At 68.9% G+C, this 15,535-nt stretch carries 17 protein-coding genes; 6 read left to right on the forward strand and 11 right to left on the reverse strand.

Features of this window, described 5'->3' with window-relative positions; translation table 11 throughout:
• Positions 1 to 5: 5 nt before the first annotated feature.
• Together ACLBX9_RS00845 and ACLBX9_RS00850 are read right to left on the reverse strand one after the other, a co-directional pair.
• On the reverse strand, positions 6 to 1,469 hold the full coding sequence (locus ACLBX9_RS00845; protein WP_447717571.1) for a sodium:solute symporter family protein: 1,464 nt from the start codon (positions 1,467 to 1,469) through the stop codon (positions 6 to 8).
• A complete protein-coding gene (locus tag ACLBX9_RS00850) occupies positions 1,466 to 1,669 on the reverse strand; it encodes a DUF3311 domain-containing protein (RefSeq protein WP_447717572.1) in 204 nt (67 codons plus the stop codon). The genes ACLBX9_RS00845 and ACLBX9_RS00850 overlap by 4 nt, the downstream gene beginning before the upstream one ends.
• 198 nt (positions 1,670 to 1,867) lie before the next feature.
• On the opposite strand from ACLBX9_RS00850, the gene ACLBX9_RS00855 reads away from it, so the two are divergent.
• A complete protein-coding gene (locus ACLBX9_RS00855; protein ID WP_010682670.1) occupies positions 1,868 to 2,092 on the forward strand; it encodes a hypothetical protein in 225 nt (74 codons plus the stop codon).
• 21 nt (positions 2,093 to 2,113) lie between these two features.
• Here the strand turns inward: ACLBX9_RS00855 and ureG are convergent, their stop codons facing one another.
• The 6 genes from ureG to ACLBX9_RS00885 form a co-directional block, all read right to left on the reverse strand.
• Positions 2,114 to 2,731 carry an urease accessory protein UreG gene (gene ureG, locus ACLBX9_RS00860; protein ID WP_447717573.1) on the reverse strand — a complete coding sequence of 206 codons (618 nt, stop codon included), beginning with the start codon at positions 2,729 to 2,731 and terminating at the stop codon, positions 2,114 to 2,116.
• Positions 2,732 to 2,740: 9 nt separating this feature from the next.
• Positions 2,741 to 3,430, reverse strand: coding sequence for an urease accessory protein UreF (locus ACLBX9_RS00865; protein WP_447717574.1), 690 nt, complete (start codon positions 3,428 to 3,430; stop codon positions 2,741 to 2,743).
• Complete coding sequence (locus tag ACLBX9_RS00870) at positions 3,417 to 3,911, reverse strand: urease accessory protein UreE (RefSeq protein WP_447717575.1); 495 nt, start codon at positions 3,909 to 3,911, stop codon at positions 3,417 to 3,419. Before ACLBX9_RS00870 ends, ACLBX9_RS00865 begins: the two co-directional genes overlap by 14 nt.
• 13 nt (positions 3,912 to 3,924) lie before the next feature.
• Positions 3,925 to 5,652, reverse strand: a complete 1,728-nt coding sequence (ureC, locus tag ACLBX9_RS00875; protein ID WP_447717576.1) for an urease subunit alpha — start codon at positions 5,650 to 5,652, stop codon at positions 3,925 to 3,927.
• Between the two features lie 2 nt (positions 5,653 to 5,654).
• Complete coding sequence (locus tag ACLBX9_RS00880; protein WP_447717577.1) at positions 5,655 to 6,275, reverse strand: urease subunit gamma; 621 nt, start codon at positions 6,273 to 6,275, stop codon at positions 5,655 to 5,657.
• Between the two features lie 74 nt (positions 6,276 to 6,349).
• Entirely contained in the window at positions 6,350 to 7,363 is a 1,014-nt protein-coding gene (locus ACLBX9_RS00885; RefSeq protein ID WP_447717578.1) for a LysR family transcriptional regulator, read from the reverse strand.
• A 95-nt stretch (positions 7,364 to 7,458) separates the two neighbouring features.
• Here ACLBX9_RS00885 and ACLBX9_RS00890 point away from each other — a divergent pair, with 95 nt between their 5' ends.
• The 3 genes from ACLBX9_RS00890 to ACLBX9_RS00900 are packed head-to-tail and all read left to right on the forward strand — an operon-like array spanning position 7,459 to position 9,507.
• The gene (locus tag ACLBX9_RS00890; protein WP_447717579.1) at positions 7,459 to 8,703 is read left to right on the forward strand and encodes a GNAT family N-acetyltransferase; all 1,245 of its coding nucleotides are present in this window, start codon (positions 7,459 to 7,461) and stop codon (positions 8,701 to 8,703) included.
• Complete coding sequence (locus tag ACLBX9_RS00895; RefSeq protein WP_010682662.1) at positions 8,700 to 9,314, forward strand: cysteine hydrolase family protein; 615 nt, start codon at positions 8,700 to 8,702, stop codon at positions 9,312 to 9,314. The genes ACLBX9_RS00890 and ACLBX9_RS00895 overlap by 4 nt, the downstream gene beginning before the upstream one ends.
• A complete protein-coding gene (locus ACLBX9_RS00900) occupies positions 9,307 to 9,507 on the forward strand; it encodes a hypothetical protein (RefSeq protein WP_447717580.1) in 201 nt (66 codons plus the stop codon). Before ACLBX9_RS00895 ends, ACLBX9_RS00900 begins: the two co-directional genes overlap by 8 nt.
• Here ACLBX9_RS00900 and ACLBX9_RS00905 read toward each other — a convergent pair whose 3' ends face one another.
• The 3 genes from ACLBX9_RS00905 to ACLBX9_RS00915 all read right to left on the reverse strand — a co-directional run bounded on the left by ACLBX9_RS00905 (position 9,508) and on the right by ACLBX9_RS00915 (position 10,711).
• A complete protein-coding gene (locus ACLBX9_RS00905) occupies positions 9,508 to 9,687 on the reverse strand; it encodes a hypothetical protein (RefSeq protein ID WP_447717581.1) in 180 nt (59 codons plus the stop codon).
• An 88-nt stretch (positions 9,688 to 9,775) separates the two neighbouring features.
• Positions 9,776 to 10,237: a MucR family transcriptional regulator gene (locus ACLBX9_RS00910; protein ID WP_447717686.1), complete on the reverse strand. Its 462-nt coding sequence runs from the start codon at positions 10,235 to 10,237 to the stop codon at positions 9,776 to 9,778.
• Positions 10,238 to 10,483: 246 nt separating this feature from the next.
• Positions 10,484 to 10,711 (reverse strand): hypothetical protein, encoded by a 228-nt coding sequence (locus ACLBX9_RS00915; RefSeq protein ID WP_010682658.1) that lies wholly within the window; start codon positions 10,709 to 10,711, stop codon positions 10,484 to 10,486.
• A gap of 229 nt (positions 10,712 to 10,940) precedes the next feature.
• Here ACLBX9_RS00915 and ACLBX9_RS00920 point away from each other — a divergent pair, with 229 nt between their 5' ends.
• Both ACLBX9_RS00920 and ACLBX9_RS00925 read left to right on the forward strand, forming a co-directional pair.
• Positions 10,941 to 12,221 (forward strand): efflux RND transporter periplasmic adaptor subunit, encoded by a 1,281-nt coding sequence (locus ACLBX9_RS00920; protein ID WP_010682657.1) that lies wholly within the window; start codon positions 10,941 to 10,943, stop codon positions 12,219 to 12,221.
• Between the two features lie 49 nt (positions 12,222 to 12,270).
• Positions 12,271 to 15,435 (forward strand): efflux RND transporter permease subunit, encoded by a 3,165-nt coding sequence (locus tag ACLBX9_RS00925; protein ID WP_447717582.1) that lies wholly within the window; start codon positions 12,271 to 12,273, stop codon positions 15,433 to 15,435.
• Positions 15,436 to 15,535 lie beyond the last annotated feature (100 nt).

Raw genomic sequence — 15,535 nt, forward strand, 5'->3', positions numbered from 1 at the left:
GCAGCTCATTCCGCGGCCTGGGTTCGGGCCGCCGCGTCCCTTCGATACAGCTGCGCCGCCGCGGCCGTGACCACGATGTTCACCACCAGAGCCGCGACGCCGACGTTGACGTCCTGCAGGGGCCCGAGGGACGGGAAGGCCGTGAGGCTGAACCCGCTCAGCACCGTCGCCGCCACGGTGGCGACGCCCGCCACGATGCCGGCCATCGCGGCGCGCCAGTCGAGCGGATTGCGCCGCAGCAGGCTGGTGATGAAGCAGGGAAACAGCTGGGTGACGAAGTTGTAGCCCATGAGCAGCAACTGGACGATGGTGTCGCCGCCCGACAGCGTGAAGCCGACGCAGACCAGAGCCAGGACCGGGACGAGGACCTTGCACAGCCGCGCCGTCGCGGCGTCGTCCATGCCCGGCCGCAGCGGCCGGACGAGGTTGTTGGCCACCAGCGTCGCGCCGGCGATCAGGATCATCGAGCCCGGCACCAGGGCGGTGAGCACGCCGGTGGCACCGATGATCCCGATGAACCACGGTGGGAAGCTTTGCAGCGACAGCTTGAACAGCGACAGGTCGACATCGGGGCCCGTGAGACCCGGGACCTGCAGCACGGCGGTGAAGCCGATCATGAAGACGAACAGGTTGATCAACTGGTAGATCGGCAGGATTACGGCGTTGCGCCGGAAGGCGCTCGGCTCCCGCGCCGTGTAGAGGGATGCGAAGGTGTGCGGCCACATGTAGCCGCCCAGCGCCGTGAGCAGGACCGTGGTCGAGAACCAGGTCGTGCTCTGCCCGCGTTCCGGCAGGGCCAGGAAGCCCGGCTTCGCGGACTCGATGGCGCGGAAGAGACCCTCGTAGCTGCCGTAATAGTGCAGGGGCAGGTAGATTCCGAGGAAGATCACCAGAGCGAGGATGCTGGTGTCCTTGATCACCGCGGTCCAGGCCGAGCCGTGGACGCCGGACACGATCACGTAGGCGGTGAGCGCCGCCGCGCCGATCCACACCGCCGCCGTCGACGAGATCGCTCCGTAGGAGGTCGTGGAGACGATGATCCCGAGCCCCTTGAACTGGAGCACGAGGTAGGGGACCAGCGCCACGATCCCGACGAGCGCCACGAGGATGCCGAGCCCTCGGCTCTGGTACTTGCGCGCGAAGAAGTCGGGCTGCGTGTAGAGCCCGTGCCGCTTCGCGTAGGCCCAGACCGGCGGCAGCAGCCAGTAGGAGGTGACGTAGGCCAACGTCAGGTAGCACAGGATGTAGTAGGCGGGACCGCCCTTGCCGTAGGCGATCCCCGATCCGCCGAGGAACGTGAAGGTCGTGTAGATCTCACCGGCCATCAGCAGGAAGACGAGGGCCGTGCCGAAGCCGCGGCCGCCGACGGTCCACTGCTCCAGGCCCATTTCGCGGCCGTGGCGGGCATAGAGGCCGAGGCCGATGGCCAGGGCGAAGCCGGCCGCGACGATGACGAGCGCGATGCTCATCGCGGATCCTCCGGCGCGCGCCGCTCGGGATCGGTCAGGTAGATGATGCCCATCACTGCCGAAGTTCCGATGACGCAGAACACCAGCCATGCCAGGAGCAGCGGCAGTCCCAGGACGAATGGTTCGACCCGGTTCAGGAAGTACGGGCCGATCAGGATGCCGAAGAAGGGCAGGGTGGCGAGCCACCGCAGATGTCGCATGAGCGATACTGGTCAAAAGCCACCAATACCGCGGGTTGGATCAGTCGTTCTCGGCTGTCAATCCAGCATCCCGTTACGGACCCGGCCATTGGTCATCTGAGCGGGCTGTGCGCTGGCGCACGCAGTCAAGCTTGATGCGAACATATCCTCGTGAGGCAGCCGCCCTCCGTCCGGGCGGGCGCATGAGGGACATGCCCCGTGACACGCACTCTGACCATTGCGGCTCTGGCCGCGCTCCTCGTCGCCCCGGCGGCACAGGCGCGCGGGATCCGGGCGCACGCCAAGGCGCCGCCGAACGCCGCGATCAAGACGCGCCAAGTCGCCATGGACGATTTCAGCGCGCGGATGAGCCGCCTCGACCGGTTGATGGGCGTTCCGTCGGCCACCGGCGCGCGGTCGCGGTCCGCCGAGGCTGGGCGCTGAGGCGCATTTCAGGCGGCCGGATCAGCGGCCGAGGCCGCCGGCCTCTTCGACGAAGCGCGCGACTTCGTCCGCGCCGGCGCCGTCGCGCAGGGACGCGAAGACGTAGGGGCGTGCCCCGCGCATCCGGCGCGTGTCCGCTTCCATCACCGACAGGTCGGCGCCGACGAGCGGCGCGAGGTCGGTCTTGTTGACGATGAGCAGATCGGACCGGGTGATGCCCGGGCCGCCCTTGCGCGGGATCTTCTCCCCGCCTGCCACGTCGATGACGTAGAGGGTGATGTCGGCGAGTTCCGGCGAGAACGTCGCCGCCAGGTTGTCACCGCCGGATTCGATCAGCACGAGGTCGAGCCGGGGGAAGCGGCGGTTCATCTCGGCGACGGCGGCGAGGTTGATCGAGGCATCCTCGCGGATTGCGGTGTGCGGACAGCCGCCGGTCTCGACGCCCAGGATGCGCTCCTCCGGCAGCGCGCCCGCCACGGTCAGGATGCGGGCGTCCTCCTTGGTGTAGATGTCGTTCGTGATCGCGCAGATCTCGTAGCGGTCGCGGAAGCGCTTGCAGAGCTGCTCCATCAGGGCGGTCTTGCCGGATCCGACGGGGCCGCCGATGCCGACGCGGAGGGGGCCGTTCGTGGAGGTCATGCTGCGCGCTCAGGATCGGAAGATGCGGGAATACTGGGTCTCGTGCCGGAAGGAACCGAGGTCCAGGCGAAACGTGGCGGCGCCGAGGGCGTCGAGCTCCGCGCACCCGGCTTCTGCGGCGATGCGGGCGATGCGCGGGACGAGGGCGGCGACCACCCGCGTGCCCGCCGCCTGACCCACGGGCGCTGCCCGGAGGGCCGCCGAGACGAGGTTCTGAACGAAGGCGAGCCCGTAGGCCGACAGGGCGCCCGGTCGCTCCATGTCGTGCGCGCCCGCTGCAATCCCCACGGCCACCGGATAGGCGATCGGGCCCGATACAGAGGCCGCGAGCCGGTTGAGCCGTGCGCACGGCCACGCACCGAGGGTGGCGTCGAGGAAGCTGCGGCCTTGCTGGCTGGTCTCCAGATGCAACTCGCGCGATGGCGCCAGGGCCAGGGCGAGCGCGTTGAGATCGGCGAGGGCAGGCCCATCGTCCGCCTGCGCGAGCCGGTGGGCCTGCGCGGCGAGGATCAGGTCGTTGCGCAGGGCGCCGTGGGTGCAGACGTCTTCCATCCAGCCCATGAGGCTCGCCTCGTCACGCACGTCGCCCGCTTCGACCGCCCATTCCAGTCCGTGCGAGTAGGCATAGGCACCCACCGGATAGCCCGGTGACAGCCACGCCATCAGGCGAAGCGCGTCGAGCGTCTCAGCCGGCGGCATGGTGATGATGGTGGCCGCCGTGCGGATGATCGTGATCGTGCGCGTGGCCGCCGGAATAGGCGCCGCCCTCCGGCCGAAACGGCCGCTCCACCGTCTCCACGCTTCCGCCGAGCCCCTGAACCATCTCGGCGAGCACGTGGTCGTAGGCGATCCACACCGCGTCCCCGCCGATCTCGGCCGGGATGTGCCGATTGCCGATATGCCAGATCAGGCGCTTGAGCGTGTGGTCGCTCGGTGCGCGGATCTCCAGAAGCCGCTCCGGCGCCGCCTCGACCCAGACGAGGCGGCCATCCTGGAGGACCAGGGCGTCGCCGTCTTCCAGCACGGTCGGTTCCGGGAGGTCGAGCAGGAAACCCAAGCCGCCGGCACCGCGCATGGCGACGCGGCGGCGATGGCGGTCACCGTGGTCGAGGACGACCCTGTCGACGATCTCGCCGCCCGACAGGGTCTCGCGGCGAAGGATGCGGGTGGCGCGGATCATGTGCGCATTTCGCTCAGAACAGGAAATAACGCTGCGCCATCGGCAGCACCTCGGCGGGCTCGCAGACCAGAAGCTCGCCGTCGGCACGCACGTCGTAGGTCTCGGGATCGACCTCGATCACCGGTGTGGCGTCGTTGAGCACCATGCTCTTCTTCGAGATGCCGCCGCGCACGTTCTCCACGGCGACAAGCTCCTTCCGGACGCCGAGTCGGTTCCGCAGGCCGTCCTCCAGGGCCGCCTCTGAGACGAAGGTGACGGCGGTGGCGAAGGGCGTCCGGCCGTAGGCGCCGAACATCGGACGGTAGTGGACCGGCTGCGGCGTCGGGATCGAGGCGTTCGGGTCGCCCATCGGCGCCGCCGCGATACTGCCGCCCTTCAGCACGAGGTCGGGCTTCACGCCGAAGAAGGCCGGCGTCCAGAGCACGAGGTCGGCGAGCTTGCCAGTCTCGACAGAGCCGATATGCCGGGAGATCCCATGCGCGATGGCCGGGTTGATCGTGTACTTGGCGACGTAGCGGCGGGCGCGCAGGTTGTCGGTGCCAGAGGCGTCGCCGGGGAGGGCGCCCCGCTGGCGCTTCATCTTGTCGGCGGTCTGCCACGTGCGGATGATGACCTCGCCGACCCGACCCATGGCCTGGCTGTCGGAGGACATCATCGAGAGTGCGCCGATGTCGTGCAGGATGTCCTCGGCCGCGATGGTCTCGCGGCGGATCCGGCTCTCGGCGAAAGCGAGGTCCTCGGGGATCGACGGGTCGAGGTGGTGGCAGACCATGAGCATGTCGAGATGCTCGTCGATCGTGTTGCGCGTGTAGGGCCGCGTCGGGTTCGTGGAGGACGGCAGCACGTTCGGCAGCCCGGCCACCTTGATGATGTCCGGCGCGTGGCCGCCGCCGGCGCCTTCGGTGTGGAAGGCGTGGATGGTCCGGCCCTTGAAGGCCGCGATTGTGTCCTCGACGAAGCCCGATTCGTTGAGCGTGTCGGTGTGGATCATGACCTGGATGTCGTGGGAATCCGCCACCGACAGGCAGGTGTCGATCGCCGCGGGCGTCGTGCCCCAATCCTCGTGCAGCTTCAGCGCGCAGGCGCCGGCCCGGACCATCTCGACGAGGCTCTCCGGCCGGGACGCGTTGCCCTTGCCGGCGAAGGCGAGGTTCATCGGGAAGGCGTCGGCCGCCTCGATCATCCGGGCGATGTGCCAGGGGCCGGGCGTGCAGGTCGTGGCGAAGGTGCCGTGCGCCGGGCCTGTGCCGCCGCCGAGCATCGTGGTGACGCCTGAGCAGAGCGCCTCCTCGATCTGCTGAGGGCAGATAAAGTGGATGTGGCTGTCGAAGCCGCCGGCCGTCAGGATCTTGCCCTCGCCGGCGATGACTTCGGTGCCGGGGCCGACCACGATGTCGACGCCCGGCTGCACGTCCGGGTTGCCGGCCTTGCCCAGCCGGGAGATCCGCCCGCGAACGATCCCGACATCGCATTTCACGATGCCCCAGTGATCGAGCACGACGGCATTGGTGATCACCGTGTCGACCGCCCCGTCGGCGTTCGTCGCCTGGCTCTGGCCCATGCCGTCGCGGATCACCTTGCCGCCGCCGAACTTCACTTCCTCGCCGTAGGTGGTCAGGTCGCGCTCGACCGTGATCTCAAGGCTGGTGTCGGCGAGGCGGATGCGGTCGCCGACGGTCGGGCCGAACATGTCGGCGTAGGCGGACCGGGGAAGGCTCGCGGGCTTCGGAGTGTTGGACATGGTCAAAGCTTGCCCATCACGTCACCCCGGAAGCCGTAGACTGTGCGGCCGCCCGAGAGCGGCACAAGCGCGACCTCCCGCGTCGAGCCGGGCTCGAAGCGCACGGCGGTGCCGGGCGCGATGTCGAGGCGCTTGCCGCGGGCCTGCTCGCGGGCGAACACCAAGCCCGGATTGACCTCGTAGAAGTGGTAGTGCGAGCCGACCTGGATCGGCCGGTCGCCCGTGTTGGCGACCTCGATGACGGTGCGCTCCGCATCCGCGTTGAAGACGATCTCGCCGGGCAGCGTCGTTACCGCCCCCGGAATATCGGCAGAGGCCGCGCCGCGGATCGGATGATGCACGGTCACGAGCTTCGTGCCGTCCGGAAACGTAGCCTCGACCTGGATGTCGTGGATCATCTCGGCCACCCCGTCCATCACCTGCTCGGCGGTGAGCACGGTGCCGCCGGCCTGCATCAGCTCGGCGACGGTGCGCCCGTCCCGGGCGCCCTCGACCACGAAATCGGTGATCAGCGCCACCGCCTCCGGATGGTTGAGCTTCACGCCCCGCGCGAGGCGGTTGCGCGCCACCTGCGCGGCCATGGCGATCAGCAGCTTGTCCTTCTCACGGGGCGTCAGCAGCACGGCAAACCTCGTCGTTGCGGCCGCGGGAGCAAGGATCATGCGCGCGGCACGGTCAAGGATGCGCGCGCACCGATCTAGCGCTCCATCCCGGCGAAACCGGCGAACAGCTCGGGCATGGGCGCGCCCTTGAGCGTCGCCGGCAGGTCCCGGGGATGGATGAAGGCGTCGCGGAACCAGGGATAGCGCGCCGGATCGAAGCTGGCGCGGATCCAGTCGATCGCCCGACGCACGCGGTCGATCCGCTCGGCATCGGGGTGATAGGTCAGCCAGATGTCGAGGCCAACCTGGACGAGGCCGTCCAGCGGGACCAGCCGGGCGCCGATCGCCGCCGCGTAAGTGGGCAGCCAGCCGATTCCGGCGCCGTTCGCCACCGCCCAGTAATGGGCGCTGCTCACGTTGGTCTTGAGCGTGACGTAGCCGGATTGCGGCATGCCCGGCGTGTGCCGGTCGTACTCCGCCATGCTGACGGTCTGGCTCGACACCTGAAGGACGATCCGGTGCCGGGCCGCGTCCTCGACGCCCGCCGGAACGCCGTAGATGTCCAGATAGCTGCGGGCCGCGAAGGCCATGGCGTGCAGGCGACCGAGCTTGACCACCTTCAGATCGGGATTGACCGGCCTCACCAGCTGAACGGCCACATCGGCCTCGAGGCGGGCGACATCGGCCGGGTCCATCGTGCAGCGCAGATCGACCACGAGCCTCGGGTTCGAGCGCTGGAACTCGACGAGGCGCGGCGCGAGCCAGAACGTCCCGAGACCCTCGGTGACTGCGATCCGCACCTCGCCGGCCGGCGTGGCCGAGGCGGCGTCCCGGGCGCGCAGGACCGAGTAGGCGGCGCTCTCCATGGAACGCGTCGCGGCCAGTATTGTCTCGCCCTCGGCCGTGAGACGGATTCCGGCGGCGTGGCGGGTCAGCAGAGTCACGCCGAGCTGCGCCTCCAGGTCGTCGATCCGCCGACGCAGGGTGTTGATGGAGAGCCCGACGACGGCGGCGGCGGCCCGGAAGCTTCCGCGCCGATCCAGCTCCAGGAACAGGCGCAGGTCCTGCCAGTCCGGCATTCCGGCCTCGAAGACCGACGCGTGTTCCATCTGTGAGACTCCCATACTTCAAGTTTTGCACAGACGCAGGTCTTCGGCCATGCGAAGCCAGGGGCTGTTCGCAATCATCTGCGGTAGCCGACGCGATGACGGTCCACGTATCCCCGCCCGATCACCCGCCGCATCTGCACGGGGCGCCGGAGGCGCGGCACGACATCATCGACCTGAGATCGGCGCGCCTCGCGCGTCATCTGGTGCTGTTCACCCCGACCCAGAGCGATCTGGAGCGGCTCCTCGACGAGACGCGGGCCGCTCTGCCGGGCGTGGCCGACATCGCCGTGGTCCGCCGCGTGATGACGGCCAACCCCGACACCGTCCTGGCGATCGCCCGGCGCGACGCCTACGACGCGCTCGCCCCCCGCGGCGAGGGCCTGACCGCGATCCTGCCCCTCAACGAGGCCGGGATGACGGCGCTGCTGAACGGTACCTTCGACGCGAGCGATCCGGACACGGACTTCATCGCCCGGCAGCATGAGCGCCCGGCCGGCATCTACCTGTGGGTAATTCACGCCCGCAGACGGCTCGCGGCCGCCGTCGCCCTGATGCTGCAGCGGATCTCGACGCCGCTCTGCCGCGACGTCGATCTCTTCGCCCGTGCGGCCACCGCCGAGGGCGCCGACTACCTGGAGGGAATCGGCTTCACGCAGGGCGCCGCGTGGCGGGGCCTGCGCGCCCCGGGGCTGCACATGTTCCACCGCTCGGAGGCCGCCGAGCGCCTCCCGCTCTATGACAGTCACCGGCCCGGGGCCACCGGCCTCAGCGTTGCCGTCGCCCGGACGTTCGAGGATCTGTCGCGGGTCATCGCGCTCCGCGCCGCCGTGTACATGGCCGAGCAGGCCTGCCCCTACGAGGAAGAGTTCGACGGCAACGATCTCTCGGCCACGCACCTGATCGGCTATGTCGGCGACGAGCCGGCTGGCTGCCTGCGCATCCGTTTCTTCGCCGATTTCGCCAAAATCGAGCGTCTCGCGGTGCGGGCCGAGCATCGCAATACCCGCATGGCGTTCGCTCTGGTCCGCGCCGGCATCGAGCTCGCCCGCGTGAAGGGCTACCGCCGCCTGTACGGCCACGCGCAGAAGCGGCTCGTCAGTTTCTGGAGCCGCTTCGGCTTCCGCGTCTTCGATGGCGCTCAGGAACTCGTCTTCTCGGATTTCGACTACATCGAGATGCTGCTGGAGGCCGAGCCGCATCCGCAGGCCATCGGCATCGGCGTCGATCCTTACGTGATCATCCGGCCGGAGGGTCGCTGGCACCGCGCCGGAGCCCTCGACCGGTCCCGCGCGCGGGCGGTCACGCGCCCCTCCGTCGACCAGAAGGCGGCGGCGCGATGATCCGGACCTTCAATCCGGCGCTCTACCGGCGGCCGCGGAGCGTGCCGGTGCTGGTCTTGGTGGACATGCAGCAGGAATACGAGGTCGCGGGACGGCCGCTCGCTCTGCCGGGCATCGCGCCCGCCCTCGACAAGTGCCGGCGCGCCCTCAGCCACGCCCGGGCGACCGGCATCCAGGTCGCATATGTGCGCTGGATCGGCGCGCCGCTGTTCCAGGCCGGCACCCGGTTCGCCCGCTGGATCGAGGGTTTCGAGCCGCACGGCTGCGACATGATCTTCGACCGGGACCGGCCGTCCTGCTACGCGAGTCCCGCCTTCGCCGACGCCATGGAGCGCGGCTCTCCGCCGCTGGTGATCGCGGGTTTCGCCGGGGAGGCGGCCTGCCTGGCCACGGCGGTCGACGGGTTCCATCGCGGCCAGGAGGTGACGTTCCTCTCCGACGCCTCGGCGAGCCACGACCTCGAAGGCATCGCCGCCAGCGACATTCACCGCACGGTGAGCGCCGTGATGCGCGTCTTCGGGGACGTCATGGACACGGAGACGTGGATCTCCGGCTCCACACCTTTCAGGCCGGCACCGGTCGCATCGAACCAGACGCACGCGAATGACTGACCGAGGCCAACACGACCGGCCGGCCATCGACGATGAGGTGCTCCAGCGCCTCGGTCGCCACGCGATCGCCCTGCTCCAAGCGGCGCGGGATGCGGGTGATCCGGCGTTGATCGCGCAGGCGGAGGCCATGGCGATGGCGGTCGGCTACACGCTGGCGGCGCAACTGCCGTTGGCCGGCAGCGCCGCGGACTGATCAGCCGCCCTCGTCGTCGCCGCCGATCAGGCGCATGGCGCGCAGGCGCGCCGTGCGCTCGTCGCGGGCACGGCGGTCCGCCTCGAGGGCCGACCAGAGCGCCAGCAACTCGCCCCGCGGGTGCAAGTCGTCGGTCTCCGCGACATCACGAAAAGATTCGCCGTGTTCGAAGGCGTCCATATTCGGGATCCCGCGCCCTGAGCTGCGGTCCGCTAACAGCACATCCCCGATCCGGTCCAGCCCGAGACTGAACATCTCGAACGGATCGTCACGCCGCGACCGCACGGAATGGGTCAGACGGCCGTGCGGCGCCCGCCTGACCTCGATCGCGACCTCTCGCCTGTCTGTCCCGGCCCCATCGCCTTGGCGAGGGCGGCGCGCTGCTCGGCGTGGCGGGGGCGACCGATAAGTCGTCGACCGGCAGGCCATGGCGCCTACGGTAGCGCTTCGGGTCGAGGCAAGGGCCGGTCAGGTGGCGCTCAGGCCTCTTGCGGGTCTTGCCGTCGATGACGCCGACGATGCCGGCGGGCTGGAGCGACTTGTGGAACTGGGCGCTCGACGGTTGCTCGGCCCGAGCAGTGTGCCACCGTTTCGTCAGGTCTCGTGCGAGACGCACGAGCGCGGCGTGCAGGCGCCCCATGACATCCGAGAGCTTTGGCGCCGGAACCCAGTGGTTGAAGAATTCGGCCGCGGCGACCCCGTCCGCGAGCAGCCGACACTCCAGGTGCACCGATCCAGCACTGGCGGCATTCCGCGTCGTGGACTTCCTCAGGTATCTCCAGAACAATATTCCTCAACTGAGTTCGGGTTGAGAATTGAAGTGAATCGAAGTTGATTGGCAGAAGCAGGCGTCATGCACGCCGTTAAGCTTCGAGAAACTCAGAAACATCCCGGATACCGAGCCGTGCCAAGCTGCCGAAGCGGCTCGGGTGCCGAGGCGGCGCGTCATTCCAAGCGCCGGCCCGGTCGGGCGGCGTCAGCCCTGTGACCCCGTCAGTTTGGCGATGATGGACTCGACGACTTCGATCTGCTGCTGCACGGCCAAAATCCGGGGCCCGGCCTCCGAGCCGTCTCCCATGACGAACGTGCCCTTCTGCCGCCGCGTCTCGCGCAGCTTGCGCACCGAGGCGACGATGATCTGCCGTTCCTCGATGAGGGCAGCGCGCAGTTCGTTCAGTCCGTCGATTTCCAGCGTCGGGGCCATGCGCCGTCCAGGTCTCAGATCCATCCCGCGTCCGACACGGCGCGGGGCCGTCGGCCGTTCACAATCGCGCGGACGCTATCCCGCAACGGTCGCGGTTGCACGCCCCGCATCGGCGCCTCGCCACCGAAGCGACCGGTCGGATCAGTGTCGGTCCCGATGATTGTATGCTAATGAATGCAAAATTATCCTGGATCGCGAAGCGGCCGGTTACGGGGGCGGAATCAGGCGCATGCTGAGCGAGGATGAGGACCATCGCGGCACGTCTCGGTTTGACGAGAGCGCCGCGTATCAGGACGCGGGCGGCACCCGTCGGGTTCAGGCAGGCCGGAAACCGAGCCGCGTCCGCGGATCGGTCCTGCTTCTGCTCCTACTCGGCGCCGCGGGCGGCGGCGCCTACGGGTATACGCGGCTGAATGCGCCGGCGGTGAAGTCGAAGGCGGCGGCGCCGCTGCCCGTCCCGGTGACGCTCGGAGCCGTGGAACAGGGTCCCTTCGCCCTCGTGTCGAGCGGGCTCGGAACGGTGCAGGCGTACAACACCGTCCAGGTGCGCACCCGGGTCGACGGCGAGATCCAGCAGGTGGCCTTCAAGGAGGGTCAGACCGTCCACAAGGGCGATATCCTCGTCCAGGTCGACCCGCGGCCCTATCAGGCAGCCCTGGACCAGGCGAAGGCCAAGAAGGAGCAGGACACCGCCAACCTCAACAACGCCAAGGTCGACCTGACCCGCTACACGGGCCTCGGCGCCTACGCGTCGCGGCAGCAGACCGAGACGCAGACGGCCTTGGTCGCGCAGCTGACTGCGCAGGTCGCCTCCGATCAGGCCGCCATCGACAACGCGGCCACGCAGCTCGGCTACGCCACGATCCGCGCGCCGATCGACGGCGTCACGGGATTCCGGCAGGTCGATATCGGCAACATCGTGAACGCGTCGGGACAATCGGCGATCGTGACGATCACGCAGGTCGAGCCCATCTTCGTCGTCTTCACCGCGCCCGAGGATCAGCTTCCCGCCATCACCGCGGCCCTGCGGACGGGTGACGTGCCGGTGGAAGCCTGGAGCTCGGACGGGCTCGCCAAGCTCGCCGACGGCAAGCTCGCCCTGTTCAACAACCAAGTCGACACGGCGACGGGCACGATCCGCCTCAAGGCCGTGTACGAGAACCGCAATCACGCGCTGTGGCCGGGTCTATCCGTCTCCACCAAGATGCGGGTCGGGACGGTCGCCACGGCCACGACGGTGCCTGACGATGCCGTGCAGCACGGGCCTGCCGGCCTGTTCGCCTTCGTGGTCGACGAGTCCGGCCGCGCGCATCAGGTCGCCCTGAAAGCGGGCCGCTCGGATTCCGGCCGCACCCAGATCCTGAGCGGCGACTTGAAATCCGGCGAACGCGTCATCGTGGCCGGACAGTACAAGGTTCAGGACGGCAGCCTCGTGGCCGATCCGCGCGCGGCGCACACCGCGCAGGCGGCCGAACCGGACCTCGGCCGGAAAGCGGAGGCGCAACGCTGATGGGCCGGGAGGCAGGCATGGCCGTGTCGCGGCAGGTCGGGGGCGGGTCGTGAAGGGCGGCATTTCCGCACCGTTCATCCGGTTCCCGGTGGCGACCACGCTGATCATGGTCGGCATCCTGTTCCTCGGACTGGTGGCCTACCCGCTGCTCGGCGTCGCGCCGCTGCCGCAGGTGGATTTCCCCACGATCCAGGTGACCGCGCAGCTCCCCGGCGCCAGCCCCGAGACCATGGCATCGTCCGTGGCGCAGCCGCTCGAGCGTCAATTCTCGCAGATCCCGGGCGTGTCGCAGATGACGTCCACGAGTTCCCTGGGGATCTCGACCATCACGGTGCAGTTCGACCTGAACCGCAACATCGACGGCGCGGCCAACGACATCCAAGCGGCAATCAACGCCGCCGGCGGCCAGCTGCCCAAGAACCTCCCCAGCCCGCCGACCTACCGCAAGGTCAACCCGGCGGACTCGCCGATCCTGCTGCTCTCGGCGGTCTCCGATACCCTGCCGCTGACCGAGGTGGACGATGCGGTCGATGTGCAGCTCGCCCAGCGGATCAGCCAGATCTCCGGAGTCGCGCAGGTCTTCATCGGCGGCCAGCAGAAGCCGGCGGTGCGGATCCAGGTCGATCCAGCCAAGCTCGTCGCCAAGGGGCTGTCCCTGGAGGACGTGCGCAACCAGCTCGCCATCACCACGGTCAACAATCCGAAGGGGAGCATCGACGGAACGAGCCGCAGCTACACGATCTACGCCAACGACCAGCTCACGGTGGCGCGGGACTGGAACGACGTCATCGTCGCCTATCGAGACGGCGCCCCCCTGCGCGTGCGCGACATCGGCAAAGCCGTGGCCGGCCCCGAGGACATGAAGCAGGCCGGCTGGACGAACGGGCGCCGCGGCGTCTTCCTGGTGATCTTCAAGCAGCCCGGCGCCAACGTCATCGACACCGTCGACAGCATCAAGGCGCAGTTGCCACGGCTGACCGCGACCCTCCCGGCCGGCATCAAGGTCGATCTCCTCAGCGACCGCACGCAGACGATCCGGGCCTCCGTGGAGGATGTGCAGTTTACCCTCCTGCTCACCATCGTGCTGGTGGTGGCGGTGATCTTCGTCTTCCTGAGGAGCTTCTGGGCGACCGTTATCCCGAGCGTGACAGTGCCGCTCGCCCTGCTCGGCGCCTGCGCGCTGATGTGGTTGGTGGGCTACACCCTCGACAACCTGTCGCTGATGGCGCTCACCATCGCGGTCGGCTTCGTGGTCGACGACGCGATCGTCGTGCTGGAGAACATCAGCCGCTACGTCGAGGAGGGGATGCGGCCCATGAAGGCCGCATTCAAGGGTGCGGGCGAGATCGGCTTCACCATCGTGTCGATCTCGGTGTCGCTGATCGCGGTGCTGATCCCGCTGCTCCTGATGGGCGGGATCATCGGCCGTCTGTTCCGCGAGTTCGCCGTCGTCCTGTCGATGACCATCGCGGTCTCGGCCTTCGTGTCGCTGACGCTGACGCCGATGATGGCGGCACGGCTGCTCAAGCCGCACGGCGCCGAGCGCCACGGCCGGCTCTACCGGATGAGCGAGGCCGGGTTCGACTGGCTGCTCTCGGTCTACGAGAGCGCCCTCGACGTCGCCCTGCACCACCGCCGGATCACGCTGCTCACCTTCTTCGCGACGCTCGGACTCACCGGCTACCTGTTCGTGGCGATCCCGAAGGGCTTCTTCCCACAGCAGGACACCGGCTTCATGATCGGCGTCACCGAGGCGGGGCAGGACGTCTCCTTCTCGGCGATGAAGGAGCTGCAGGAGAAGGTCGGCGCGATCGTCCAGGCCGATCCGGGCGTCGCGACCGTCGGCATGTCGCTGGGCGGCAACGGCCAGGCGCTCAACTCGGGCCGGATGTACATTACGCTGAAGCCCCGGGATGAGCGCGACGCCAACGCCTTCCAGATCATCGCGCGGCTGCGACCGAAGCTGGAGCGGGTCGAGGGCATCCGCACCTTCATCCAGGCCACGCAGGATGTGCGCACCGGCGGTCGCACCTCGCGGACGCAGTTCGAGTACACGCTGCAGGATCCGGATCTCACCGAGCTCAACACCTGGGCGCCGCGCATCCTCGATCGGATGAAGACGTTGCCCGAGCTGCGCGACGTGGCGACCGACCAGCAGACCCGGGGCACCACCCTGACGATGGCGATCGATCGCGACGCCGCCTCGCGCTACGGCATCACGCCGCAACTCATCGACGACACACTCTACGACGCGTTCGGGCAGCGGCAGATCGCTCAGTACTTCACGCAGCTCAACAGCTACCACGTGGTGCTGGAGGTGCTGCCGGTGCTTCAGGGCCGGGTCGACAGCCTCGACAAGATCTACATCAAGGCACCGAACGGCGGCGGGCAGGTGCCGCTGGCTGCCTTCGCCCGCTGGACCACCGATCCGGTCGCGCCGCTCTCGGTGAACCACCAGGGCCAGTTCCCGGCGGTGACGATCAGCTTCAACCTCGCCCCCGACGTCGCCCTCGGGCAGGCCACGGAGGCGATCGGCCGGGCGATGCGGGACCTCCAGGTACCACCGACGGTGGTCAGCGGCTTCCAGGGCACGGCCCAGGCGTTCCAGCAGTCGCTCTCGACGGTGCCGCTGCTGATCCTGGCGGCCTTGTTCGTCGTCTACCTGATCCTCGGCATCCTCTACGAGAGCTTCATCCATCCGATCACCATCCTGTCGACGCTGCCGTCGGCGGGCGTCGGCGCCCTGGCGGTGCTGATGGCGGCGGGGTTCGATTTCAGCCTGATCGCGCTGATCGGCATCATCCTGCTGATCGGCATCGTGAAGAAGAACGGCATCATGCTGGTGGACTTCGCCATCGTGGCCGAGCGCGAAGAGGGCATCGGCCCCGAGGAGGCGATCCGGAAGGCGGCGCTGCTGCGCTTCCGCCCGATCCTGATGACCACCATGGCGGCGCTGCTCGGCGGCATCCCGCTGATGTTCGCCCACGGGACCGGCTCGGAGATCCGCCAGCCGCTCGGCTACGCCATGGTCGGCGGTCTCGCGGTCAGCCAGATCCTGACGCTGTTCACGACACCGGTGATCTACATCTACCTCGATCGTCTGGCGCACCGCCTGTCCTTCCGGGACAAGCCCGAGGCGGTGGATGCCACCCGAGGCAATCCGGAGCCGGTCGAGGAGGTCCGCGGCCCGCCCGCGCTGCGCGCGGCGGAGTAACGGGCCTACCGGTTTCGGCCCGCACGGCCGTCGTCGCTCTCCGGATGCCGACGCCGGCGACGCCCTGTCATCGCGTCCGGCTTGGCATGGGCCGAGTGCG

It is taken from the genome of Methylobacterium sp. A49B (assembly GCF_053346215.1).